This is a genomic window from Enterobacter cloacae complex sp. 2024EL-00214, from assembly GCF_043945575.1.
GTDB classification, from domain to species: Bacteria; Pseudomonadota; Gammaproteobacteria; order Enterobacterales; family Enterobacteriaceae; genus Enterobacter; species Enterobacter cloacae_P.
In genome coordinates, this window is record NZ_JBIMRC010000003.1 from 14,260 (window position 1) to 39,506 (window position 25,247).

At 55.7% G+C, this 25,247-nt stretch carries 24 protein-coding genes; 12 read left to right on the top strand and 12 right to left on the bottom strand.

Features of this window, described 5'->3' with window-relative positions; all coding sequences use genetic code 11:
- Positions 1 to 27: 27 nt before the first annotated feature.
- Positions 28 to 1,443: a PLP-dependent aminotransferase family protein gene (locus ACHHZ6_RS04270; RefSeq protein ID WP_182273623.1), complete on the bottom strand. Its 1,416-nt coding sequence runs from the start codon at positions 1,441 to 1,443 to the stop codon at positions 28 to 30.
- 176 nt (positions 1,444 to 1,619) lie between these two features.
- Here ACHHZ6_RS04270 and ACHHZ6_RS04275 point away from each other — a divergent pair, with 176 nt between their 5' ends.
- Positions 1,620 to 1,781, top strand: a complete 162-nt coding sequence (locus ACHHZ6_RS04275) for a DUF1127 domain-containing protein (protein WP_182273622.1) — start codon at positions 1,620 to 1,622, stop codon at positions 1,779 to 1,781.
- 53 nt (positions 1,782 to 1,834) lie between these two features.
- Here the strand turns inward: ACHHZ6_RS04275 and ACHHZ6_RS04280 are convergent, their stop codons facing one another.
- Together ACHHZ6_RS04280 and ACHHZ6_RS04285 are read right to left on the bottom strand one after the other, a co-directional pair.
- Entirely contained in the window at positions 1,835 to 2,089 is a 255-nt protein-coding gene (locus tag ACHHZ6_RS04280) for a DUF4282 domain-containing protein (protein WP_182273621.1), read from the bottom strand.
- An 81-nt stretch (positions 2,090 to 2,170) separates the two neighbouring features.
- Positions 2,171 to 3,559: a PLP-dependent aminotransferase family protein gene (locus ACHHZ6_RS04285; protein WP_395121830.1), complete on the bottom strand. Its 1,389-nt coding sequence runs from the start codon at positions 3,557 to 3,559 to the stop codon at positions 2,171 to 2,173.
- A gap of 102 nt (positions 3,560 to 3,661) precedes the next feature.
- Here ACHHZ6_RS04285 and ACHHZ6_RS04290 point away from each other — a divergent pair, with 102 nt between their 5' ends.
- The 11 genes from ACHHZ6_RS04290 to ACHHZ6_RS04340 all read left to right on the top strand — a co-directional run bounded on the left by ACHHZ6_RS04290 (position 3,662) and on the right by ACHHZ6_RS04340 (position 13,874).
- Positions 3,662 to 4,141, top strand: a complete 480-nt coding sequence (locus ACHHZ6_RS04290; protein WP_182273619.1) for a carboxymuconolactone decarboxylase family protein — start codon at positions 3,662 to 3,664, stop codon at positions 4,139 to 4,141.
- A 145-nt stretch (positions 4,142 to 4,286) separates the two neighbouring features.
- Positions 4,287 to 4,610, top strand: coding sequence for an antibiotic biosynthesis monooxygenase (locus ACHHZ6_RS04295; protein WP_182273618.1), 324 nt, complete (start codon positions 4,287 to 4,289; stop codon positions 4,608 to 4,610).
- Positions 4,603 to 5,001 (top strand): amino acid-binding protein, encoded by a 399-nt coding sequence (locus ACHHZ6_RS04300; protein ID WP_395121831.1) that lies wholly within the window; start codon positions 4,603 to 4,605, stop codon positions 4,999 to 5,001. The genes ACHHZ6_RS04295 and ACHHZ6_RS04300 overlap by 8 nt, the downstream gene beginning before the upstream one ends.
- Positions 4,973 to 5,668, top strand: a complete 696-nt coding sequence (locus ACHHZ6_RS04305; protein WP_395121832.1) for an ArsR/SmtB family transcription factor — start codon at positions 4,973 to 4,975, stop codon at positions 5,666 to 5,668. The genes ACHHZ6_RS04300 and ACHHZ6_RS04305 overlap by 29 nt, the downstream gene beginning before the upstream one ends.
- Positions 5,669 to 5,808: 140 nt before the next feature.
- Positions 5,809 to 6,279: a MarR family winged helix-turn-helix transcriptional regulator gene (locus ACHHZ6_RS04310; protein ID WP_182273615.1), complete on the top strand. Its 471-nt coding sequence runs from the start codon at positions 5,809 to 5,811 to the stop codon at positions 6,277 to 6,279.
- Positions 6,276 to 7,343 carry an HlyD family secretion protein gene (locus ACHHZ6_RS04315; RefSeq protein WP_182274620.1) on the top strand — a complete coding sequence of 356 codons (1,068 nt, stop codon included), beginning with the start codon at positions 6,276 to 6,278 and terminating at the stop codon, positions 7,341 to 7,343. Before ACHHZ6_RS04310 ends, ACHHZ6_RS04315 begins: the two co-directional genes overlap by 4 nt.
- Positions 7,333 to 8,400: a DUF2955 domain-containing protein gene (locus ACHHZ6_RS04320; protein ID WP_182273614.1), complete on the top strand. Its 1,068-nt coding sequence runs from the start codon at positions 7,333 to 7,335 to the stop codon at positions 8,398 to 8,400. The genes ACHHZ6_RS04315 and ACHHZ6_RS04320 overlap by 11 nt, the downstream gene beginning before the upstream one ends.
- A gap of 69 nt (positions 8,401 to 8,469) precedes the next feature.
- Positions 8,470 to 10,128: a hypothetical protein gene (locus ACHHZ6_RS04325; RefSeq protein ID WP_182919343.1), complete on the top strand. Its 1,659-nt coding sequence runs from the start codon at positions 8,470 to 8,472 to the stop codon at positions 10,126 to 10,128.
- 234 nt (positions 10,129 to 10,362) lie between these two features.
- Positions 10,363 to 11,373 (top strand): hypothetical protein, encoded by a 1,011-nt coding sequence (locus ACHHZ6_RS04330; protein WP_395121833.1) that lies wholly within the window; start codon positions 10,363 to 10,365, stop codon positions 11,371 to 11,373.
- On the top strand, positions 11,370 to 12,440 hold the full coding sequence (locus tag ACHHZ6_RS04335; protein WP_395121834.1) for a glycoside hydrolase family 105 protein: 1,071 nt from the start codon (positions 11,370 to 11,372) through the stop codon (positions 12,438 to 12,440). The genes ACHHZ6_RS04330 and ACHHZ6_RS04335 overlap by 4 nt, the downstream gene beginning before the upstream one ends.
- Before the next feature lie 75 nt (positions 12,441 to 12,515).
- The gene (locus ACHHZ6_RS04340; RefSeq protein ID WP_182273611.1) at positions 12,516 to 13,874 is read left to right on the top strand and encodes an esterase-like activity of phytase family protein; all 1,359 of its coding nucleotides are present in this window, start codon (positions 12,516 to 12,518) and stop codon (positions 13,872 to 13,874) included.
- Between the two features lie 71 nt (positions 13,875 to 13,945).
- Here ACHHZ6_RS04340 and ACHHZ6_RS04345 read toward each other — a convergent pair whose 3' ends face one another.
- The 9 genes from ACHHZ6_RS04345 to hpaX form a co-directional block, all read right to left on the bottom strand.
- Entirely contained in the window at positions 13,946 to 15,793 is a 1,848-nt protein-coding gene (locus ACHHZ6_RS04345; RefSeq protein ID WP_395121835.1) for a 3'-5' exonuclease, read from the bottom strand.
- 189 nt (positions 15,794 to 15,982) lie between these two features.
- Complete coding sequence (gene yjiA / locus ACHHZ6_RS04350) at positions 15,983 to 16,936, bottom strand: GTPase (protein WP_182273610.1); 954 nt, start codon at positions 16,934 to 16,936, stop codon at positions 15,983 to 15,985.
- Positions 16,937 to 16,946: 10 nt separating this feature from the next.
- Positions 16,947 to 17,150 (bottom strand): YbdD/YjiX family protein, encoded by a 204-nt coding sequence (locus ACHHZ6_RS04355; protein ID WP_058840493.1) that lies wholly within the window; start codon positions 17,148 to 17,150, stop codon positions 16,947 to 16,949.
- Positions 17,151 to 17,247: 97 nt separating this feature from the next.
- Positions 17,248 to 19,401 carry a carbon starvation CstA family protein gene (locus tag ACHHZ6_RS04360; RefSeq protein ID WP_182919347.1) on the bottom strand — a complete coding sequence of 718 codons (2,154 nt, stop codon included), beginning with the start codon at positions 19,399 to 19,401 and terminating at the stop codon, positions 17,248 to 17,250.
- A 211-nt stretch (positions 19,402 to 19,612) separates the two neighbouring features.
- Entirely contained in the window at positions 19,613 to 20,506 is an 894-nt protein-coding gene (locus ACHHZ6_RS04365; protein ID WP_395121836.1) for a helix-turn-helix transcriptional regulator, read from the bottom strand.
- A gap of 180 nt (positions 20,507 to 20,686) precedes the next feature.
- Positions 20,687 to 21,199: a 4-hydroxyphenylacetate 3-monooxygenase reductase subunit gene (locus ACHHZ6_RS04370; RefSeq protein WP_395121837.1), complete on the bottom strand. Its 513-nt coding sequence runs from the start codon at positions 21,197 to 21,199 to the stop codon at positions 20,687 to 20,689.
- Between the two features lie 17 nt (positions 21,200 to 21,216).
- Positions 21,217 to 22,779: a 4-hydroxyphenylacetate 3-monooxygenase, oxygenase component gene (gene hpaB / locus ACHHZ6_RS04375; RefSeq protein ID WP_014168483.1), complete on the bottom strand. Its 1,563-nt coding sequence runs from the start codon at positions 22,777 to 22,779 to the stop codon at positions 21,217 to 21,219.
- 177 nt (positions 22,780 to 22,956) lie between these two features.
- Complete coding sequence (gene hpaA, locus ACHHZ6_RS04380; RefSeq protein ID WP_395121838.1) at positions 22,957 to 23,889, bottom strand: 4-hydroxyphenylacetate catabolism regulatory protein HpaA; 933 nt, start codon at positions 23,887 to 23,889, stop codon at positions 22,957 to 22,959.
- 9 nt (positions 23,890 to 23,898) lie between these two features.
- Positions 23,899 to 25,245: a 4-hydroxyphenylacetate permease gene (hpaX, locus tag ACHHZ6_RS04385; protein WP_182919350.1), complete on the bottom strand. Its 1,347-nt coding sequence runs from the start codon at positions 25,243 to 25,245 to the stop codon at positions 23,899 to 23,901.
- Between the last annotated feature and the right edge of the window lie 2 nt (positions 25,246 to 25,247).

The following is a 25,247-nucleotide window of genomic DNA, read 5'->3' on the forward strand; positions in this document are numbered from 1 at the left end:
TAGGCACAGGCTACCGGGCAAAACTCCCTACGCCTCCATTGCAATCACAATCGCTTCACCCATCTTCTTCAGCGCATCGCGATTTTTATCGGTAGGCGGCAACGCCACGTTGATCCGCAGGCAGTTGCGGTATTTCCCGGATGCGGAGAAGAGTGACCCCGCCGCGGCCTGGATCTTCAGGCGACACAGCTGCTTGCTGACGCACACCATGTCGACCTTCTCCGGCAGCTCCACCCACAGCAGAAAGCTTCCCTGTGGACGCGTCACGCAGATCCCTGCCGGAAAATACTGCCGTACCCAACAGGTATAGGTTTCCATATTTTGCTGATAAATCTGGCGCATACGCCGCACGTGGCGATGGTAGTGACCGTCACGGATAAACGCCGCCACCGCCATCTGCGTGCCCGGCACGTTGAACCCGCCTGCGGCATATTTCATGTGCATCACCCGGTCGTAATAACGGCCTGGCACAATCCAGCCGACGCGCAGCCCCGGTGCGACGGTTTTGGTAAACGAGCTGCACAGCAGCACGCGGCCATCAATGTCCATAGAGTGAATGGTGCGCGGGCGCGGGTATTCTGCCGCCAGCTCGCCGTAGATATCATCTTCAACAATGACGATATCGTGACGCTGGGCCAGTGCCAGCACCTGCTTCTTGCGTGCCTCCGGCATGATAAAACCGAGCGGGTTATTGCAGTTAGGCACGAGGATCACCGCCTTGATTGGCCACTGCTCCAGCGCCAGCTCTAGCGCCTCAATGCTGATCCCTGTTTGAGGATCGGTAGGAATTTCAATGGCCTTAATGTCAAACCCGCGCAGCATCTGCATGGTACCGTGGAATGACGGGGATTCGACTGCCACGATATCCCCCGGTTTACAGACCGAAAGCAGGGCAATCGACAGCGCGCCGTGGCAGCCGTTGGTGATGACAATTTCGTTCGCTGCCACGGTAGACCCCCCGTCCAGCATCAGGCGTGCGATCTGCTCGCGCAATTCCAGGCGGCCATCGAGGACGTCATAGCTCAGCATTTCGTTCGGATTGTGCAGCGCAATGCGGCTCATCTCGCGCCACAGGGGCTTCATACTGGGCTGGGAGATATCCGGCGAGCCACCACCAAAAGAGATCATCTCTTTGTCTGCGCGGGCATCCAGCAGCATCATCACTTCATCCCACTGGGTGACCTCTACGGGGCGCTGCACCGGGCGCGTCATGGCCGGGACCGGGGGCTGAGCTTTGCGTTGAGAGACAAAATAGCCGGAACGAGGCTGGGGGGTAATCAGCTGCAGCTTTTCGAGGATCTGGTAGGCCTGCTGTATGGTGCTGATGCTCACGCCGTGCTCCTGGCTCAGCGTGCGAACCGACGGTAAACGCTCACCGCTGCGATACAACCCTTGTTCAATGCGTTCTGCCAGAAGGTTGGCGAGATGTTGATAGCGCGTCATGCTGTATCCTCAGTTTTCACCATACAGATTTAAAAACCAGTACAGATTGCCGTAAAAAACGGCATGCAGATACTGTTTTAGCGGATCTGTATGTTAAACAAAAGTTGTTTTTGAGTCTGTATTGCGCAGGCTGATTTCCACGATGATAACCCCACTGGCACAGTGAGGAGAGCATCATGGAATTCTATGAGAATCGTTCAAAACGTCCGTTTATCGCGTTTGTCTGGATCTGGAAAACGGTGAGACAGTGGTATCTGATCAACCGTACCCGCAGGATTTTAAGCCAGATGAGCGACGAGCAGCTCAGGGATGTCGGGCTGTCGCGACATGATGTGTAAGTTTTGGCGGGTATCGCCCGGTGGCGCTACGCTTACCGGGCTTACGAACAGGATTATTCGACTGATTTCACGGATGTGTTTTCAGCGATGCGGCGCAAATATTCGTTATTCTTAAACGCCACCATGATCAGTTCGAACATGACGCGACAGCCAATCAGGCTGAAGATCATACCGATAAATCCGGTAATCAGATGCTCTGTGAACATGGAGTAAATGCCGCCGACGAAAATAAGCAGCATGGCGATCCAGTAGAAAAAGACCAGCACGCGTGGCGTTAATAAATAGTCGAATCCCAGAATTGATTTCATTTTCTTTTCCTTAGAAATATAAAAAAGCGTCAAGATTGTATCTGTATCACAATCAGTAGCCAGCCGGACAGCTATCTGATTTCAGAGTAGTAATTCCAGCGTGTGTTGTTTCGGCCTTTCCAGTAACGCCAGCGCCTCCTCATAGCTCCGCACGTTGTTATACCCCATCACCAGCCCGTAGCGTTTGCCTGACCCGCGATACCACTCGGAGAGTGCATTGACCTGCAACTGCTGTGCTTGCCAGCAACGTGCGATCTCCCTGTCGCAACTGCCTTTCGCCAGAAACGCCACGATGTGCATCCCGCCGTCGTTCTGTTCGGTAAAGAACAGGTCGCCATACACCGCTTTGAGCGCGGCGATCATCCAGTCACGGCGGGTCTGGTACAGGGCACGCATCTTCTTGAGATGACGGAAAAAATGGCCCTCGTTGAGAAAGGCGGTGAGGATCTTTTGCGTCAGCACCGGCTGGCCGCTGGTGACGATATCCGCGCAGTCGGTAAAAGCGTCCACCGTGCTGGTGGGCATCACCACGTAGCCCATACGCAGTGACGGCATAATGGTTTTGCTGAAGGTGCCCATAAAGATCACCCGGTCATGCTGGTCGAGGCTTTTCAGCGACGGCAGCACCTTGCGGGTGTAGTGAAATTCGCCGTCGTAATCATCCTCAATGATCCACGCCTCGTTCTGGCTTGCCCAGTCGAGAAGCTGCTGTTTACGCGGCAGGGAGAGCGTAACCGCGAGCGGGCTTTGGTGCGAGGGCGTGACGATAGCAAAACGGGCATCGCGGTGGTGGCGAAGCAGGTACTCCGTATCCATACCCGAATGATCGACGGGCACGGTGTGCAGCCGGGGCACAATCCGTTTGAGCAGCTGTTGTCCCATAAAATAACCCGGATCTTCAAACACGACTTTGTCGCTACGGCTGGCGAGGGTGTAGAGGATCAGGCGCAGGCTGCCGCTGTAGCCGCTGGTGATCAGCACCTGTTCGGCGGTGCAGGACAGCCCGCGCGAGATGTTCAGATAGCGGGCGATGGCCTGGCGCAGCGGATACCAGCCCAGCACCGGCGGGTTGAGCATCTCCTCCTGGCGCATAGAGCGCGTTGCCTGGCCTGAAAGCAGCAGCCATTTTTTATAGGGAAAACTGTCGAGAGACGGGATCCCCGGGCGCAAAAAACCGGCCCGTTCACGCTGGCTGATAAGCGATGCCGGCAGCGTGCCGGTCGCCTGTTCTGCGGGCACGTTCCGGACAGGTAACAGGAGATCCGGGTTCACTCGCGTACCGCGCGCGCCCTGGCTCACCAGATACCCTTCGCCCGTCAGGATGGCATACGCCGTTTCGACAGTTTTGCGTGCTACCTTCAGCTCTTCCGCCAGGACGCGAATGGCGGGCACCTTGTCGCCAGGCTTCAGCACGCCGCGCGTAATGTTGTCGCGATAGCGGGTATAAATCTCGTGATAGCCGGGTTTCATGTCCTACCTCATTTCACGCTTTTTGTATCTTTTTACTATGTCATGAATCGCGTAAATTTTCCTCATCGCATGACATATGCCGCATACAAAAGAGGAAAGACAATGAGCACTCGCGTCAATCACCATAAAGCCACACCAGCCCTCGCCAAAGCGCTGTCCGACCTGAGCATGGAAGTGGCGAAAACCTCCATCGACCCGGCACTGAAGCACCTGATCGACATCCGCGTTTCGCAGCTGAATGGCTGTACTTTCTGCCTGGATATGCACTCGAAAGAGGCCAAAATTGCCGGGGAGCGTGAGCTGCGTTTGTACCATCTGGCGGCATGGCGTGAGTCCCCGCTGTTCAGCGCTCGTGAGAAAGCGGCACTGGCGTTCACCGAAGCGCTGACGCAAATCGGCGTTCACGGCGTGAGCGATGCACTGTACCGCAGCGTGGCGGAGCATTTCTCGGACGTGGAGATTTCAGAGCTGAACTTCGCCATCGTGGCAATCAACGCCTGGAACCGTCTGGGTATCACTTCCCGCATGGAACCTGGCTCGCTGGATGCGGCTTACGGGCTGAATAAGGCTAATCTGGAGTAATCGCTGTACGCTGCGCTTACCGGACTGACGGGAATGTGTAGGGCGGATAAGCGCAGCGTCAACCGACAAAATACTTCGCTCCTCACCGAAGCATCACGCTTTTCTTTCCCGCATGCTCTCTCTAACCCACAACGGAGAGACAAACATGATCGCAGTCCTTTTCGAAGCTAAAGTTGAACCTGCCTGCCAGGCTCGCTACCTGCAACTTGCCGCAGAGCTTAAGCCTTTGCTGGCGGAAATTGACGGGTTTATCGATATTGAACGATTCCAGAGCCTGACGAACGACGGCAAGATCCTCTCCCTCTCCTGGTGGCGGGACGAAGAGGCTATCCGCAACTGGAAGCAGAACGTCTTTCACCAGGCCGCACAGGCCGAGGGGCGAGAGTCGATTTTTAGCGACTACCGCATACGCATCGCGCAGATGGTGCGGGAATATTCTTTCGAAACAGGAGGTCACGCGAATGTATGACGTTCATGTGATTTTCAATGATGTGCCAGGCGAACTGGCGCGATTCGGCCAGTTGCTGGGACGCAGCGGCGTGGGGCTGGAAGGCGGTGGTGTATTTGGCGTTGAGGCACATTTCCTGGTGGAAGAGGGGGAAAAAGTAGGACGCATTCTGCTTGAGGCCGGGTTTGAGGTGCGTTCGGTGCGCAGGCCGATAATCCGCAAGCTTAAACAGGAGCGCCCCGGCGAGCTGGGTGAGATTGCGGCGGTGCTGGCCGGGCAGGGGGTCTCTATCCTTACTCAATACAGCGACCATGCAAATCAGCTTATCCTGCTGACGGATAATGATAAGCTGGCCGCAGAGATCACTGAACCGTGGGCTGTCGATGTTAAAAACGAGCTTACCTCCCGATAATCATGCGGGACTGGAGCAGGCCATTGCGGCGGTCGCTGCGGCGATGGCCGATGCATCGCGCGTGAAAATGCTCTGCGCGTTAATGGACGGACGGGCGTGGACCGCCACCGAGCTGAGCGCGGTGGCGGATGTGGCTCCTTCGACTGCCAGTGGGCACCTCGCCCGGCTGGTGGAGGGGAAGTTGATCGCCTGTCTTGCACAGGGGCGGCATCGTTACTATCGCCTGACGGGGCACGATGTGGCGGTGCTGGTTGAGCAGATGATGGGACTCTCCTGGAACCGTATTACTCCGCCGGAAACCACCGCGCCGAAAGCGATGCGTGATGCACGAACCTGCTATGACCATCTGGCGGGCGCGGTTGCTGTACAGATTTACGATTATATGCAGGCGGAGGGCTGGCTGGAGGAGGACGGTTCGGCACTGACCCTGTATGGTCGCGAGCAGTTTCTGCAGCTCGGCATTTCCCTGAGTGCACATTCGCGCCGTAAGGCCTGCTGCGCCTGTCTCGACTGGAGTGAACGGCGGTTTCACCTTGGCGGTGAGGCAGGTGCGGCGTTACTGATTCATCTTGAAAGTAAAGGGTGGATCCAGCGGGTGGTGGGGTTTCGGGAGGTGGTGGTGACCGCTTCCGGCAGGAGTGCCGTTAAGAAGCATTTTAGTCGCTAAATTTCTCTGCGGTCCGATGCCCCTCGCCCCGCAGAGAGAAGGAGGATCTTCTTTCGCAATTCCTGCTCTTTCCCCTCGCGTTTCTTGATAGTTACCATGATAACTATTATCGTGATCATGTTATGCAAGAGGGTTCCCCCATGAGTGAAGACGAACTGTTTAGCCGCAGGCCGATGGGTATGCAGATGGCGATGATCGTGCGCCAGTGGCGTGCTGTTATCGACGATGCCATTCTCGATACCGGGTTGACCCAGTCGAGCTGGACGGTGATGGTTCAGCTGCAACAACTCGGGGATAACGTCTCGGTGAGCGAGCTGGCGGAAGTGCAGGGCATTGAACTGCCGCCGCTGATGCGCACCCTCACACTGCTGGAGACGCGGGGCTACCTGCTACGCACCGTATCGCCCTATGACAAACGCATCCGGCTGTTGACGCTGACGCCTGAAGGTAACGCCATCCTGCAACGGCTTACCCGGGTGATTGAGACATATCAGGCGCGTGTATCGCACAATATCGCGCCGGAACAGATGGCGGCTTTTAGCGCCACATTACAACAATTTGCCTGCAATTTGCGGACTATCCGCGAAGAAGATAACAAGACCGAAAAATAATGACTCCTGAACAAAAGTTTGCCCGCTGGGTAAGGGTGAGTATTGCCTCTTTCCTGCTGATGTTTGTTTACTTTATCGTCGCGGATATCTGGATCCCGCTGACGCCGGACTCCACCGTGATGCGCGTGGTGACACCGGTATCGGCGCGCGTCTCCGGCTATGTCGCGGCAGTCCATGTGCACAACAACAGCCTGGTGAAGAAAGGCGATCTGCTGTTTGAGCTGGATGACACGCCGTTTCGCAACAAGGTTGAAGCGGCACAAATTGCGCTGGCGCAGGCGCGTCTTTCCAATGCCCAGCTGGATGCACAAATTACCGCCGCACAGGCCAGCCTGCAAACGGCGCTACTGACGGCGCGTAACGATAAAGTGACCTTTGACCGCTACCAGAAGCTGAGCACCCTGCAAAACGTCTCGCAGGCGGATCTGGATAAAGTTCGCACCACATGGCAGAGCAGCGAGCAGTCCGTCAGCTCGATTCAGGCGAACATTCATAACCTGCGTATCCAGCGCGGCGAGCGGGATGAACACCGCAACGTTACGCTGCAAAAATACCGTAATGCGCTGGATGAAGCCGAGCTGAACCTCGGCTGGACGAAGGTCTACGCGCAAGCGGACGGTACGGTCAGTAACCTGCAGCTCAGTCCTGGATTTTACGCCTCCTCCGGTTCGGCCTCGCTGGCGCTGGTGAACAACCAGACCGATATTGTGGCAGATTTTCGTGAGAAGAGTCTGCGCCATACCCGCGAGGGGACCGATGCCGCCGTGGTGTTTGATGCCTTCCCGGGGCAGGTGTTCCACGCCCATGTGACCAGCAGCGACGCGGGGATCCTCGCAGGGCAGGAGGCCGTTAACGGTGAACTGTCTGAACCAGAAACCTCCAGCCGCTGGGTGCGTGATGCTCAGCGCATGCGTATTCACGTGGCGGTGGATGAGGCGCTGCCGAAACACCTGCCAACAGGCGCACGTGCCACCGTGCAGCTCTACAACAGCGAAGGGGCGTTTGCGCGCTTTTTCTCCGGGATGCAAATCCATCTGGTGAGCCTGCTGCATTATGTCTATTAGCACTCTGGCGCGGGTGTTTACCCCGCACGGCAACATCGTCTACACGGCAAACGACTTTCGCCAGACCCTGCGCATCGTCTTTGCCGGGATGATTGCGCTCAGCATCTCGAGTTTTTACAACACCCGCTACGGCGTGTTTTATGTGGTGTACCCCATCATGCTGTTGTCGCTGGTACCGGTGTTTAATCGCCATGTAGCGAAGCAGTTTATCTTCAGTGCATTGCTGAACTGCGTCGAAATGGTGATGATCATCGGCTATCTGTCGCAATGGCCACTGATCATGACGCTGGTGGTATTTGCCCTGTACGTGATGCGTTTTCGCTTTATGAGCAAGGGGCCGCTGTTCCTGTTCGGTTCGATGGGCGTGGTGTGCCAGAGCGTGATGCTCAACTTTATGAGTTACCCCACCACTCACTGGCACACGTTGCTGTTTTCCAACCTCGAAGCGAGCGTGATGGCCGTGTGCCTGAGCGCGCTGATGAACTACCTGCTGCCGGACGTTGAGCCGCGCAACCCGCCGCCGCTGATAGAGAAAGATGACGCCCGCGTACGCCATGAGTCATTGCTCTCCGGCACCGTCGCCACGCTGATTTTTGTGGTCTTCCAGCTCAGCGATTTGAGCGACTCTCTTTCAGCACTGATGGCGGGGATTTTGATCCTGTTCCCGATGCACTACCGTGGCGCGGTAATCAGCTCGATCTGGCGCGTGGTTGGCGTGGTGCTGGGCTGCCTGTATATTCTTGTTGTGCAGCTCATCCTCTACGATCACAGCAGCCACATGTTGCTGATGATGCCGCTTATCGGCATGGGGCTGGCGTTTGGCGCACGCTTACACGTGATGGAGAAGGTTGGGGCAGGCGTGGGTTTTGCCAGCATTACCACCATCGGCATTATGTTCGGGCAGAACATGCACCCGGACAGCGATCTGGTGTTCAGCGATCTGTACCGCATCACCTCCGTGACCTTTGCGCTGGTGGCGACGCTGACGATGGTCTTTCTGGTGCATCTGATCCTCAATCGCTTTGAGGCGACGCGCTACGTGATCCGTAACACGTGACACATCTCTTTTTGTCGTTCTGTGGTATCACTGTTGGCCGGTCAACCGGGCGACAAAAGGAACGAATGAATGTGGCAGACGCGCGCGCTGGAGTTAAATAATCAGGCTTACTGGAACTGGGAAAAGGCCTGTGAGCTGGTGGAATACGCCGTCGCACATGCGTTCAATACCGTGATTGTCGGGCAGGTGGATCTGTTCGACAAACTTGTCTCTCCCAAAGGCTACACGCCGCATCAGTACAATGACCGCCTTTCCAGCCAGCAGCGCGCCCGCTGCGTGTATCTCAACCGCCTCGGTCTTTTGTGTCAGCAAAAGGGACTGCGTTTTTACCTGCAGGCGAAAGAGTTCAACTTCCCGACCGATCTGCTGCTCGCGCACCCTCATCTGTTTGAGCCAGGGCACGGTGTGCGCTTTGACGTGGATTTCTGGAGCGGGTATCTGGCCGAGAAAGTTTCACTCATTTGCCAGCGTATTCCCGCGCTGCATGGCCTGCTGGTGGCCATCTCCAATACGGACGGTCTGCTGCCTGTTTCGCGTCCGAACTGGGAGCTAAGCGCGGAAGCGCCGCAGCATGATGAGCGCAGTTTAGCGCTCTACAGCCGCTGTTTTAACGCCCTGTCTCGCGCCATGCAGCACGAAAATAAACACCTGGTGCTGCGCGTTTTCCCGGCGGGGAATCATGATGTGGCTAACGTGCTGGATGCTATTCACCCGCTGCCGGAAAGCGTGAGCGTCTCCATCAAGCTGACGCCTGAACGGTTCTGGCCGTCGTTCCCGAATAACCCGGCGCTGCTGGCGGTACAGGAACGTGAAGTGTGGGCGGAGATCGATCTGGTAGGAGAAGAGGTGGGCTGGGGCGTGTTTCCGTTCCCGCGTATTGACGAACTGCAGGGGCGGCTGTTGTGGTGTCGCAGCAACCCGGCGATCCGCGGTGCAGTGTGCAAAGCCAGCTGGGAAGGGGTTGATAACCACTGGATCATCGGCACCCTGAGTGAATGCAATCTGGTGGCCTGTAGCCGCATGCTGGCGAGTGATGACACGCACCAGACGCAGGCGCAGCTGCTGACTCACTGGCTGGATGAGCGCTACGGCTGGCGGCCAGATGCGCAGACTTTTGAGACGTTCCAGGCGTTGCTGGAGCGAGCCGGACAGGTGCTTTACCAGGCTATCTACGTGCGCGATCACGTTTTTCATCGTCACAGCCAGGTACCCGAAAGCTACGGTCAGGCGGTGTGGAGCCTGTTCGGGCAGCTTAACCGCAACCACTGGCTGCCTGGTTCGGAGCGCGAGGTCTTTTTCAGCGCCCACGACGTTGAGGCGTCTGCCAGCTCCCTTTCGCGGATCGCTAAAGAGAAGGACGATGCGGGGGCGGCGTCTGCCGAATTGCGTGAACAGGCGCTGCGTTTTGCCGACACAGCGGCATTCCCGTGGGCGCTCAAACAGCGCTGGCTGGAGGAGTGGCAGGGTTTTTCACTCTACTGCCTCCTGTTTTTACATGCGCAGAAAGCCTTCTTTACCCTGCGTTTTGCCCGTGAAGTGGAGAACAGCTGGAGCATGCGGGAAATTTGTCAGATCAACATTCAGGAGCTGTACCGCAGCGCCGCCGAGATGGACGACTACTGCGCAAAGCACGCTGATGCCTCCCCCGGCTTACACGTCTTGTTTGATGCATCCCGCGTTCGCGCCCTGGCCGATAGCCTGGGCGAGGAGCTGAAAGGGCTTAAGTAAGTCGACGGGCATCACATAAAAATCCCGGACTGGGGAGTTTGTGTGACGTTTGTCGCATCACGATTTTTCTGCCATCCGTCAGGTGTGATACCTGTCACGCTGTTCCCCCGGAGCCTGGCGGCTTTGTGAGTGACCAGGCAGAACCTGATATTCGTCGGTGATGTTCCCTCGTTCTGTTTATCCCGTTCTCTGAAAATATCCGTGTTTTGTATGGATTCGTGAGATGAGGAAGCGATGTTCCAGGGTGAAAGGCAACTGACGCAGGGCGGGGCGCTGACGCGTTTTCGCGTATCTGCCGCAAAAGAAGAACGTTTTGCGGAATTTTATACCGGGGAAGTGTTTGACGAACGTATCCGCCATGCCCGCAGGGCACAGGATATGTCGTTTTGCCGCCGCATATTCCAGCACCGCTATGCCGGGCGGGGCATCGACCCGTTGCAGGCGTGGCCGCTGGATCATATTGCGGCGAGCGATGCAGACGGCGTTGTCTCTTTCTCCGCGTTTTGCCCTTTACCGTTTCATGTTCAGCGCTGGCTGGCGGTCGATGTTATCGCGCCACATGGCGGGGAATATGCATTTCGTCTCGGTACCTGCGGCGGCGTGCGTCTGTGGTGCTCCGGTACACTGGCGGCCTGCTTTACGCCCTTTACCCGTAACGAAATGCAGTTTCTGGACGTCAGCCTCCCGCTTTGCCAGGGCGAAAACCGCGTGCTTCTCCATCTCGACGAATTGTTTGAGCGCGATACCCTCTGTGCGCTGAAAATGGTCTATCTCGGTGAACCGCCGCTGGGTGTTGTGTGGCATGAGGGTGAGGCACTTCCCCAAAGATCTGTGCCGCCGGAGCCTGACGCGGAGCGCCTGCTGACGCTGATGGCGCAGCGTGAATACGGCCCGGAGGCAGATGCCCTGCTGTATGGGCTGCTCAAACGGGTGAGCGCACGTGAGGAAGGATCTGTGTTTTCCCTGCTGACGCTGCTGCGGCTCTGGCAGGCGCACCGGAATGCCTGTTTCCCTGAACCGCTGTGGCGAAGGGTGAAATCGGCCATTCTGGGGTATCGCTACTGGCACGACGAACGGGGTTGCGATGTGATGGATTTTTGGGACCCAGGCCATGCTGCTGCGTTTCATACCGCCCAGCATCTTGCCGGACAGCTGTTCCCGGAGGCGCTTTTTATTGCCTCTTCACGTACCGGAGATCGGCAACGGCGGCTTGGCGAGATGCGGATGAAGGGAGGCAAAGCATGAACAACGAGCCGCTAATGAACACCCTGGAGCGCGTGGTACGTGGTTTTTGTCGCCTGAAAAATCTCGATGAAGTGGGCGTGGGGGACGGATTTGCCATTCATTTCGAGGAGTGGGAATGGGAGGTGGGCGTGGGGCTGTACGGTTACTGGCGCTTTGCTGATTTCCGCAACGATACGGCGCTACAACGTGCCATTCTCGCGTGGTATGACGCGCAGATTGGCAAAGGTCTGCCGGAGGTGCAGATCAATACCACTGCGCCGATGATCGCGCTGACGCTGGTGGCCGGGCACCATCAGCGTCAGGATCTGCTCGCCGTGGTCAACCACTGGGCCGATGCGTTGCTGCGTGAGCTACCGAAAACCGAAGAGGGCGGTTTCCAGCATGTGGTGAAGGAGCAGCCCAACACCGGGCAACTGTGGGACGATACGCTGTTTATGACGTGTCTGTTCCTCGGCGTGGCGGGGGTTGTGCTTGAACGCCGGCAGCTCATCGACGAAGCGGGATACCAGTTTTTGCTGCACACCCGCTACCTGAGCGACCCCGTCAGCGGTCTGTGGTATCACGGCTGGACGTTTATCGATAAGCACCATTTTGCTGGCGTATTCTGGGCGCGCGGGAACGCGTGGATCACCGTTGCCATACCTGAATTTATTGAACTGATGGGTGAGCATCTTGACGTGAGCGTACGCCGTTATCTGTCGCAGGTTGTGGTGCGCCAGGTGCGCACGCTGTGCGAACTGCAGGCGGAGAACGGCATGTGGCACACGGTGCTCGACGACCCGTTGTCTCCGCAGGAATCTTCAGCAACAGCCGGTATTGCTTATGGAATGCTGCGCGGTATGCGTATGGGGATCCTGAACGATGACGTGAGAGCACATGCTTTGCGCGCCTGCGACGCCGTGATGGCGCGTATCGACGACGACGGGCTGGTGCTTGAGGCGTCGCGCGGTACCATGCTCGGCTGGGATATCCAGTATTACTGCGATATCGCGGTTGCACCCGTGCCTTATGCACAGGCGCTGACCATGCTGCTGCTACTGGAGATGCAGCACCATCGGGAGCGGTAATGTTTCCATCCAATGTCATTTTCCTGACACGTTTATTCTTTACGGTGTTAGCTTCCCTTTATGGATGCTAACATTATGAAAAGAAAAATTATTCCCGCATTTATCGGTTGTGTTCTCTCTTCCTCTGCCCTGGCGGCGCAGCCCACTGCCGAACGCTATATCGTGAGTTTTCCCGAAGGTACACACGTGAAATACAGCGGTGCGTTTGCCAGTGCGTTCCCGAATGGACTCCCCGTTGGTATTGGTTCCGGCCTGCTGTTTACGGGTAAACAGGGTGATGCCCTGACCTTTGTCACCGTCACCGATCGCGGCCCGAATGCGGATTCGCCAAAGGTGGGTAAAAACGAAGCCAAAATCTTTGTGACACCGGATTTCGCACCGCTTCTCATGACAATTCGCGTACAGAACGGCAAAGCAGAGGCCATTGATGCCCGTCCTCTGCATGACGATAAAGGTGAAATTAACGGGCTGCCGCTACAAAGCGGCGTGATCGGCTCCACCAATGAAGTGGCGTTCAGCGACACGTTAAAGGTGCTGAAGGGCGACAATCGCGGGCTGGATACGGAAGGGATTACGCCGGATGGGAAAGGCGGTTACTGGCTGTGTGACGAGTATGGCCCGTTTCTGATTAACGTCGACAGCAAAGGTAAAATCCTGACCGTCCACGGGCCGCAGGCGGCGGAGGGGGAAAAATCTGTCGCGGGTGGTTTGCCCAATATTATCAAATGGCGTCAACCGAACCGGGGCTTTGAAGGCCTCACCCGTATGCCGGACGGGCGTATTATTGCCGCAGTACAAAGCACGCTGGATATCGACGGTAAGAGTAAAAAACAGGCGCTGTTTACGCGTCTGGTGAGCTTCGACCCGGCAACCGGAAAAACCGCGATGTACGGCTATCCCATAGACAGTGCGGCCTACAGCAAAAACAGTGATGCCAAAATCGGCGATATCGTGGCGCTTGATAACCAGCACATCCTGCTGATTGAGCAAGGTGAGGGTAAAAACGAAGAGATGCGTAACCTCATCTACAAGGTCGATCTCAGCAAGGCGAGCGATTTAGCCGCTTTCGATAAGCCGGATGAGTACCCGGAATTTGATGATGAGAAGACGCTGGCGAAGCGCGGTATTACACTTGCGGGTAAAACGCGGGTGACCGATTTGCGCGCGCTGGGCTGGCAACAGGAGAAGGCCGAAGGGCTGGCGCTGATTGACAATAAAACGCTGGCGGTGGCGAACGATAACGACTTTGGCGTGAAGGTGGCGATGCAAAACCCGGTCGAAGGTAAGAAGCTCAAGGATTATCGGGTGAATACCCAGGGGGCTCTGACGCTGGATGACAAACCGGTGACCACCACGCTCAGCGTGAAGCCGCTGAAGAAGCCGGAGTCAGACAGTGAACTGTGGATTGTGACGCTGCCGGAAGCGTTGAAGTAGGGGCTGACCCTCTCCTCGTTGGTGTACAGCCCGGGGAGAGGGAATGTGTGTTGATTAATAGCGTAGATTCACTAAATTGCCTTCGCGCTATGCTCGTAGGTATCGACAAGATGATCGCGCAGGCTTCCGGTTCCGTGCATTGTCACCAGAAGATTCTGGCGCGCGCGGGTAAATCCGACATACAGGCGCTTGATATCGTCACTCAGATCCTCCTCGTCCCTTTCCTTTGCGGCATCCATAATAGCGACCGAGTGGAATTCAAGCCCTTTACTGCTTGGTAACGGCATCACGCAAAGGAAATCATTTTGCGGCGACCAGTGCTTTTTATCATCGCTGGTGACAATCATCTGGTAAGGGATGTTACGTGCCGAGAGACGTGGCCCCAGCATACCCGAGAGGCTGTATGTTGAAGGGCACAGTATGGCGATCTCTGACCATGCAACACCTTGCTGCCGCTGCTCTGTCACCCAATCGAGCACGTGAGTAATCTCCTGGTCCTGATTATCAAAGCTGGCCAGTGCCGGGTAATTACCTGACAATCCTCCGGCATCAGGTTGCTGGTATTTGAGCGCCTCTTCAATGTGATTATTGAGGTAATTAAATGCAATGCTGCTGGCGAAATGGAGTATTTGCCGGGTATTACGATAATTGGTGTTCAGGATGGTCGTGCGGCCGAGGGCCTTGATATCGACACTGGAGAGTGTGAAGTCGAGCGCTTTTTTCTTCTGGTAGATAGACTGGGCGTCATCGTAGAGGAAAAGAAGCGAATTATCTTTGTTGTCCGGCATACGGGCGAGTATTCTCAACCACTCTGGCTTGAAATCGTGTCCTTCGTCGATTAGAACGGCGCTGTATTGCTCCGGTTTTATAATCCCCTCTTCAAATGCCACCGTCAGTGCATTTTCCATCAGCTCAATAAAGTTTTTGTTATTTGGCGGAATACGATGATGCGCGTTTAATTGCTGATAACACCAGGCATGAAAATGGATGACTTCGACGGGGAGTCTGAGGGTGTGCTGCTCGAGTTGCGCTTTGAGTTTTTTGGCCAGCGTGATGTTGTAGCAAATCACCAGAATCGGTTTGGTGTTTTCAATATTGTTGGCAAGTTCAATACAGCGGTGGTGCAAAATGAGCGTTTTGCCGGATCCTGCCACGCCGTGAATAACCCGGTGTCCCGCTCCCATGCTTCTGGCGAGTTGTTCCTGGTTCCTGTCCATCATGCAAACTATATCAGGGGTATGGAACGTAAAATTATCCAGAACACCCTGCGTAACAGACGTGTTAATGCGTACATCGGGATAAAGATGCCATCGGATGCGATCAAGCTGTTGCGGTGTTGTGTGATGAACGAAGTTATGCTTGAGAAGGGATTCGAGCCGGGCAGAGATTTGTTCCCTGGTCATAAATTCAGTGAGCTCATCTTTACAAATTACCTGGCTGGTGGGCAATATTTCATTTAGTTCGTCGGGTAGAAAACTCTTTTCAAGCTGGGCTCGGGTGATGTTGCTAAAATAAACACCATATCCATACGGCATAATAAAACCTCCCTGATAATCCCCTTCTTGTTGGCGAAGCAGAGGATCTTTTTTCAGGCTGTCAATGGTGTGAAAGGTATATTGACGAACCTGTTCGAGTGGGTTTTTCAACGGCTCAACGCCGTTCCTGGTTTCGTAATGAATATGCGTTTTGTTGGCAGATTTTATTTTTGTGATATACCAGTCTTTGACCTCAATGAATAACAAGCCTTTGTCTGGGGTCAATATCACAAAATCTGGGTGATTTTGCTTTTCCCCCATTCGGGTATCATACCAGCATGTGCACAAATCGCTGAGCCCCCCTTCAAGAAGCCTTGCCAGTCTTTTCTCGCCGGCCGTGATTTTCTCGCTACAACTACTAATTGTGGGGATGACGATTGCCATATTACGCCTATCAATTCATGAAAAATATAGATTTACGCTCGATTAATATTTCAGTGAATATTCATCCAAAGCATAATTTAATTATTGTTAATGACCTTAACAGACAATATGGGAAACACAAAGGAGGCTGCACGAAATTTGTGTTACGGAAAAATTACTCCCTTTCTCAATCAAAAGGGAGTCTGTATTTTATTTTTTCAGCCCCGCAAACTCTGCCCGGATCTCTTCTTCCGGCAGTTGCATACCAATAAACACCATTACACTGCGCGGCGTTTCCTCTCCCCACGGTCTGTCCCAGTCGGCGCTGTACAGACGCTGCACGCCCTGGAACAGCAGGCGGTTCGGTTCACTGTTGATCCACAACATCCCTTTGTAGCGCAGCAGTTTGTCAGCAAACGACAGCAGCAGGTTTTCCATTACGCGGGAGACGTCGCTGATATCCACCGGGTAATCCAGTTCGACCACAATCGACGACACATCGTTTTGTTTATCCGCCATAAAGTGGAAGCGCGGTTTTGAGGTGACGTTCTCTTCCAGCATAAAGCCGTTGGTGTTAAACAGCTGAGACAGGTCAATATCGCCGTGCGTGACGGTGTAAATCGGGGCGCGTGAGTTAATGCGCGTCAGACGTTCGCGCAGTTTTTCGCTGGCACCTGCCACGTCGGTTTTGGTCAGCAGAATGCGGTCGGCGTAACCCACCTGTGACTGGGCGATAGTGAACTGGTTCATCTGCTCGTCGGCGTGAACCGCATCGACCAGGGCAATCACACCGTCCAGCAGATAGCGCTGGCAGAGGATGTCATGGGAGAAAAAGGTCTGAATAATCGGGCCCGGGTCGGCCATGCCGGTGCATTCAATCACCAGGCGGTCAAAGTCGATATCACCGCGATCGCGGCTGTCGAGCAGGTCGAGCAGGGCATCTTCTAATTCGTTAGAACGGGTGCAGCAGATGCAGCCGTTGGTCAGGGTTTTGATCTGCGTGGCGCGGTCGCCAATCAGCTGATCGTCCACCGGGACTTCGCCGAACTCGTTTTCAATGACGGCGATTTTGAAGCCATGCTGCGCATTCAGAATGTGGCGCAGCAGGGTGGTTTTGCCTGCGCCGAGGAAACCGGTCAACAGGGTGACGGTAATCGGGGTCATGATCTCTCCTTTAGCAGCAACGGATGCCGCCTTCTCCACTTCCGCCGTAGCGCGCTTCCTGGCGCTCACGGAAGAATTCGGTGTAGGTCATGTACGGCTTATCCGGATGGTTGGTCTTCATATGCTCAACGTAGTTGTCATAGTCCGGAATGCCAATCAGCATTTTCGCCGCCTGACCGAGGTATTTTTTTGCTTCGCCTAAGTTACCAAACATTGTACGTTCCAGACAGAAAAAGCCCGGTGGCGCTACGCTTACCGGGCCTACTGTACCGTTGTAGGGCGGGTCAGCGTAGCGCCACCCGCCGTTATTTTTAGTGGTGTGAAGAGGTCTTCACGCCGCCTTCCGGAACCGGTACATACGGAGTCTCTTTATCCGTACGACCTTCAGCGTTACGCACTTTCATCCAGGTTTTGATGCCGTAGAAGATGATGCTGTACACCACCACCAGGAACAGAATGCTCAGACCCGCGTTGGTGTAGTTGTTCACCACGATATGGTTCATGTTGGCAATCTGCTGCGCGGTCAGGTCACCGCCGCCTGCGGCAATCTTCTCTTTGTACTGGTTAGCCATGAAGAAGAAGCCTTCCAGCTGTGGGTTGGTGCTGAACAGTTTCAGACCCAGCGCCCAGGTGGTGCAGAGCAGCAGCCACATCGCAGGAACCACGGTCACCCAGATGTATTTGGTGCGTTTCATTTTCACCAGGACTACGGTACCGAGCACCAGAGCAACGGCTGCCAGCATCTGGTTAGAGATACCGAACAGTGGCCACAGGCTCTTCACGCCGCCCAGCGGGTCGACAACGCCCTGATACAGCAGGTAACCCCACAGGCCTACGCAGCCCGCCGTACCCAGCACGCCCGCGACCAGAGAGTCGGTTTTCTTCAGGAACGGTACGAAGTTACCGAGCAAGTCCTGCAGCATGAAGCGGCCTGCACGGGTACCGGCATCCAGCGCGGTCAGGATGAACAGTGCTTCGAACAGAATACCGAAGTGGTACCAGAAGCCCATGTCCGCCCACGGCAGCACTTTGTGGAACACGTGTGCGATACCGACGGCCAGCGTTGGTGCGCCACCGGCACGGTTCAGTACGGACGGTTCGCCAATGTCTTTTGCGGTCTGCATGATCTGCTCAGGCGAGATCACAAAGCCCCAGGAGCTGACGGTCGCCGCCGCATGGGCGCTGGCATCTTTAAGCTGCGCCATGATCATTGCCGCGTTGTCACCGCCCATCTCATGCAGGTTTGGCATGGTAATGCCCAGGCCCGCTGGTGGGGTGTTCATCGCGAAGTACAGACCCGGTTCGATGATGGAGGCGGCAACCAGAGCCATGATCGCTACGAAGGATTCCATCAGCATTGCGCCGTAACCGATCAGGCGTGCGTCGTTTTCATTCGCCAGCAGTTTTGGCGTGGTACCGGAGGAGATCAGGGCGTGGAAGCCCGAGACCGCACCACACGCGATGGTGATGAACAGGAACGGGAACAGCGCGCCTTTCCACAGTGGACCGGTGCCGTCGATGTACTGCGTGACCGCAGGCATTTTCAGATCCGGGTTGAGGATCACGATACCCAGTGCCAGACCGACAATAACGCCGATTTTCAGGAAGGTTGCCAGGTAGTCACGCGGAGCCAGAATCAGCCAGACCGGCAGCAGGGCGGAGATAAATGCGTAACCGACCAGTGCGAAGGTGATGGTGGTGTCTTTGAAGGTCAGTGCCGGACCCCAGTACGGGTCGTGTGCAATCACGCCGCCGAAGTAAATGGACGCGACCAGCAGCACAATACCAATCACCGACACTTCGCCCACGCGTCCCGGACGCAGGAAGCGCATGTAGATACCCATGAACAGCGCAATTGGCACGGTTGAGCAGACGGTGAACACCCCCCACGGGCTTTCGGCCAGCGCTTTCACCACGATCAGTGCCAGCACCGCAAGGATGATGATCATAATCAGGAAGCAGCCGAACAGGGCGATCGTTCCCGGCACGCGGCCCATCTCTTCTTTGACCATCTCACCCAGAGAGGCACCGTTACGGCGAGAAGAGATAAACAACACCATGAAGTCCTGCACTGCACCCGCCAGCACGACGCCTGCGAGCAGCCACAGGGTACCTGGCAGATAGCCCATTTGCGCGGCCAGCACCGGGCCGACCAGCGGACCTGCACCCGCAATCGCGGCAAAGTGGTGACCAAACAGCACGTAGCGGTTGGTGGGCACGTAATTCAGGCCGTCATTGTTAATGACCGCCGGGGTAGCACGCGTCGGGTCGAGTTTCATGACCTTCTGCGCGATGTACAAGCTGTAGTAGCGATAAGCCACAAGATAGACGGAAACAGACGCCACCACGATCCACAGGGCGCTTACGTGTTCGCCCCGGCGTAATGCGACAACCGCCAGACAGAAAGCGCCGAGGATCCCGAGTAATGCCCAGGGCACGTGCTTCAGTAGTTTTTTAGTATCCATAGTAAGACCTGGTTTTTTATGTGAAGAAAAAAGGGTCAGGGTTCGTTGAGGAGGTATTGATTAATGCTGGAGCGATCGTGCCAGAGTGTCGCGTGTGTCAAGGACGGTAAATCGGTGAGTGGTTGAAAGCGATGAGTAAGCGGTCAAAGGTGGCGGCGAGTGGTTCAGACCCGCCGTCAGTGGATGAAATTATGTGATTGAGATCACCTGATTAGGGTGCAGACTCCTGTGCCAGATAGGCTTCCAGCGTCTTCACGAACTTCTCTTTCAGCCACACCGGCTCTAAAATCTGAATGTTCGGCAGCCAGTAGAAAAGCAGCGGCAGGATCTGGTTCTCATGTGCCGCCAGGCAGCGGAGCGTGACGCCACCGCTTTCCTCACCCAGTAGTTCTTGTTCTGGTAGTAAATTGCGGCGCTGGAAGTAGTGCGAAATATTACGATTGATAAATACTTTCACTTCGAAAGTACTCTCAGACACCCACGGATCGAGGCGTTTCTCCAGTAGCTCAATCACGTGCTCCTCAGGCATAAATGTGCTTTTCTGAATATCAAGCCAGCTAATCTGACTCAGGGAGAAGGATTTCAACCTGCTATTTTCGGTGGCTTGTAAATACCATATATTTTTTTGGTTAATGAGTTTGTATGGATTAATCAGACGGGTTTTGCCTTTATACACAATCTGGCAAACATTACGATTCTTAATCGATTTCTCAATTTTCGATAAATGGCGGAGAATATCACGCTGTACGGTATGCTCTGCATCATTTCCAAGAATAAGAATATGATTTTCGTCAACGCGGGATTCAAGTTTTTGCCAAAAATCTGTATTTCTTTCCGGGAAAAAATTATCAGCATTCAGGAAGTTAGAGATGGTGTGGTGCAGGCCTTGTCCATAAGTTGATTGTGCGGTGTGGATCAAACGATATAGCCCATTACCGGTATGTTCCACTATCGGGGAGAGCGCATTTAAATCACGGTAGACGGTACGCTCGGTAATTTTAAATTTTTCCATCAGCGCGCTGCGGTTTACCACACCGTTTAAATGTAGCTCCACCAGAATATCGACCAGACGTTCAGCCGAGCGGCTCCGCGTCGAATTAGCCATAAGGTATTCCTGTTTATTTAAGGGATATGCGCTGAATTATGCGGGTGGCACTGACAGGAAATGTCAGTATTCAGACACAGAAAATTTATCTTATGGTTATATAACGGCGTGATTTAGCGGAAACCTTAGTATTTTTTGCGGGAAACGCGCTGGCTGCGGGGTGCGCCAGCGCGTGGCAGATCAGACGGTTGCTTCTGGCTCCATCATCACCGGGTGGAAGTTGCGTTTAAAATAGATCAGGCCATGGCCCTCTTCGCTCAGAATGATGTTTTTAATTTCAACAAGATAAACCAGATGCGTGCCGATGGTTTGCACCTGGCTTATCTCCCCTTCAAGGCTTGCCAGCGCGCCTTTGAGCGCGGGTTGTGTCAGCGGGCCTTTCTGCCAGCAGGAGAGGCTAAAACGCTCCTCCATCGTCATGCCGGTCATCCCGGCAAAATGGCGAGCCATGAGCTCCTGCTCATGGTTGAGCACGTTGACGCACAGTTTACCGTTCCCCTGAAACACCGGGTTCATCGCGCTGTTGGTGTTAATACAGACCATCAACGAAGGGGGCGTGTCCGTGACCGGGCAGACGGCGGTGGCGGTAATGCCGCAGCGACCTGCATCGCCCTCAGTGGTGATAATATTGACCGCCGCCGACAGGCTGGCCATCGCATCGCGAAAACGCAGGCGTTGTTCATTTGATTGCATTGAAACCTCCCGCTGCGTTATTTCAGCAGCTTATCCAGCATGTTGATATCGCTGTTGTTGTGCAGGTGTGGCACCGTCCAGCCGTGTTGGTCGTACTCGGACATGCAGCGGTCGACCATCGCCATCATCTTGTCCATGTTGCCGGAGCTCTGCGCCTGGCGCAGACACTGCAGGCGAATTTCATCCTGGCTGCCGGAGTAGTTGATCTCATACAGCTCGTGACGACCGCCAAATTCGCTACCGATGGCATCCCACATCAGTTTCAAAATCTTGATGCGTTCAACGTGATCCATGCCGTTGGAGCCACGCACGTATTTCGCCAGATACTGGTCAATCTGCGGGTTGTTCAGGTCGCGGGCGCTGGACGGCAGGTAGATAAGACCGCTGGTAACGTTACGTTCGATGATGTTCTTGATCTTCGCGTAGGCCATTGGGGCCATCACGCGGTAGGTTTGCAGCGCGGCATGATCCGGCAGATACGCGCCATTCACCCACGGGGTAGCTTCGGAGCACATGGAGTCACTCAGCGCCCAGAACATATTGCGCCAGGCCACCACTTCGCCCAGATCGGCCTGTACGCCGCGGAACTCCAGGGTGCCGGTACATTCCAGTGATTTTTTCAGCAGGGCGGTGATGAAGTCGAGTTTGACTGCCAGACGCACGCAGGCCTGCAGCGGGTACATCCGCGCAAAACCACCTTCCATCGTCCAGCGACGGCAGCGATCGAAATCGCGGTAGATCAGCACGTTTTCCCACGGGATCAGCACATGATCCATCACCAGAATGGCATCGTTCTCGTCGAAGCGGCTGGAGAGCGGGTAGTCGTACGGAGAACCGGTTGCGCCAGCCACCATTTCGTAGGAGGCGCGGGAGATGAGCTTCACCCCTTCGGCATCCATCGGTGCGACGAACATCAATGCGAAGTCCGGGTTTTCACCCATCACCTGCGCAGAGCCGAAGCCGATCATGTTGTAGTGGGTCAGCGCCGAGTTGGTCGCCACCACTTTTGCACCGCTGACGATGATCCCGGCATCGGTTTCTTTTTCCAGCTTGATGTAGACGTCTTTCACCTCGTCCGCCGGTTTATGGCGGTCAATCGGTGGGTTAACGATGGCGTGGTTGAAGTACAGCCCCGTTTCCTGGATGCGGGTGTACCAGTTGCGGGCGTTCTGCTCGAACTGGCCGTAGAAGGCCGGGTTGGCTCCCAGCGCGCAGCCAAACGCTGCTTTGTAGTCCGGCGTGCGGCCCATCCAGCCGTAGCTCAGGCGCGACCACTCGGCGATGGCGTCACGCTGCTGGCGCAGGTCGTCGGCACTTTTCGCCACGCGGAAGAACTTGTGGGTGTAGCCGCCGCTGCCGGTATCAGTGCCCCAGCACAGCGTGTCCTGCATGTCGGGTTTGTGCAGCGCGTCGTACATCTGGGCGATGGAGGCTGCCGCGTTGCGAAACGCCGGATGGGTGGTGACGTCTTTGACGCGCTCGCCGTAGATATAAATTTCACGACCATCCTGCAGGCTTTTTAAATACTCTTCGCCGGTTAACGGACGTTTGGCATCAGCGCGGAAATCTTCAGGCTTCATAGGGACCTCGTAACGGAATAGTGTTGTTAAATTTATGTTTTGTTTTTGTTGTTTAATTGAAGCGTGAGAGAGGCGGCAGGTGAAGGGACGATTGGGACAACGACGGGTACTTTTCACGATAGATCGCAGAGTGTGATTTCCCTCACCCTAACCCTCTCCCAAAGGGAGAGGGGACGGTTACTCCCTCTCCCTTTGGGAGAGGGCAGGGGTGAGGGGAACAGGCGACACCGGTACTTTCTGCGCCCGATAGCTGCTGGGTGAGCACCCCACTAAGCGATTAAAAAACCGCGCGAAATAGGCCGGATCTTTAAACCCCAGTTGCCAGGCAATTTCACTCACCGGGCTGTCGGAAAACAGCAGCAGCCGCCTGGCTTCACGCAGCTGCCGGTCGAAGATCAACCGTTTTGGCGGCCGGTTGGCGAAGCGACGGCAGATATCGGTCAGTCGGGATTCGGTAAGGTGCAGCTCGTTGGCGTAATCCGGCACCGTCCAGTGTTCATGGTAATGGACGTCAATCAGCTGGTTAAAGCGCTGGAACAGCTTCAGCTCGCCGCGCATGCCGTTTGCGGCGTGGTCGTCGAGCTTCGCGTTGCGCAGTAGCAGAGTAAAAACTGCCTGTGCCAGAAGCGCCAGCGTATGCTCGCGCCCGGGCAGCTGTTCCGTGGATTCGCGCGCAATCAGCTGCCAGTAGTGTTTCAGTGCCGCCAGCTCGTCGGGTTTATCGGCCAGTGACAGGCAGATGCCCGGCAGGCCGAAGGCTTCCCGCGTGCCGGGGTAGAGCACCTCTAACAGCGGCCAGATCAGATCGTCGCGCACCGTCAGCACGTGCCCGTCACTGTCGGATTCGGTGATAAACGCGTGCGGTACCGACGGTGGCGTTAAGACAAACAGCGGAGCCTGCACCGAGTAGCGGTGATCGTCGAGCTGCAGCTCAATCTGCCCGGTATCGAGAAAGTGCATCTGAAAATACTGGTCGTGACGATGCGCCTGCATGTCGCGGCCAAAAAAGGCCGCCATGCGGGCGAACGACTGGTAGTGCACATCGTCAGTACCCAGACTTTCGTCGTACTCTTTGCTGATGTCGATATTGGCGACAGGGCTCTGGCACATAACCGTTCCTCAGTGGATCTTCTGCGCGGCGATGTCCGGTTCATGCTCCAGGCTTTCCCGCTGCGTCATCGGGATCCGGGTCAGCACCAGCGCGCCAACCACCAGCAGCCCGGCCACAAACCACAGACCAGAGCTGAAGCTGCCGGTCGTATCGCGCAAAATGCCTATCAACAGGGGGCTGACTGCAGATCCTACGTTACCGATGGCGTTGATCACCGCCAGCGCGACCGCCCGGGACTGCAGGCTAATAACCTGATCCGGCGTCGTCCAGAATATCGCCATAGCGGTAAACGATCCGGTTGAGGCCATGATGATGCCAAGCAGCTGGATCAGACTGTGGTCTGTCGCCGACGCCAGCATCCATCCCGCCGCCGCGAACAGATACGGCAGGATGGTGTGCTTTTTTCGCTCTTTTAGCCTGTCGGAGCGGCGGCTCCACCAGATCATCCCGAGGATGGTGCAAAACTGTGGGATCGCCGCCAGCAGGCCGATCACGATGTTGCTGCTGTGGCTGTTAAAGCTTTGCAGGATCTGTGGCGTCCAGATGTTGATAGCACTCAGCGTGTTGGTCAGGCAGAAATAGGCCAGAGTGTAGAGCAGCACTGCCGGGGTCAGCACTTCGCGCAGCGTCGATCGTGGTGTGACGGAGCGGGCAATGGCGACTTCCTGCTCGCGGGCGATCATCGTTTTCAGCACCCGTTTTTCGTCATCATCCAGCCAGCTGGCCTGATCCGGCGTGTCGTTAAGGAAGAACCAGGTCACCACGCCGAGCACCACGGAGGGCAGCCCTTCCAGCAGAAACAGCCACTGCCAGCCTTTCAAATTCCATAGCCCGTCCAGCGCCAGAATATAGCCAGAGAGGATCGAGCCGAGCATCATGGTCACCGGCATGGCAATCATAAACAGCGCGTTGGCACGGGCGCGGTGATAGGCCGGGAACCACCAGGTGAGATAGACCAAAATCCCCGGCAGGAAGCCCGCCTCCGCAATACCCACCAGCATGCGTAAAACGTAGAGCGTCTGCGGGCTGGTGGCGAACATGGTGCAGGTGGAGGCAATGCCCCACACCACCATGATCCCGGCGATCCAGCGGCGCGCACCGATTTTCGCCAGCATGATGTTGCTGGGGATACCGCACAGCACGTAGGTGACGTAAAACAGCGTTGCCGCCAGGCCAAACATGGTGGAGGTGAGGCCCAGATCTTTGCCCATCGTCAGCCCGGCAAAGCCGATGTTGATGCGGTCGAGAAACGAGAAGACAAACAGGATAAAGAGAAACACGATCAAACGACGGAACAGCTTGTTTATAACGCGATGTTCAACAGCTTTATTATCTTGCAGGGTAGAGGTCGTCATGG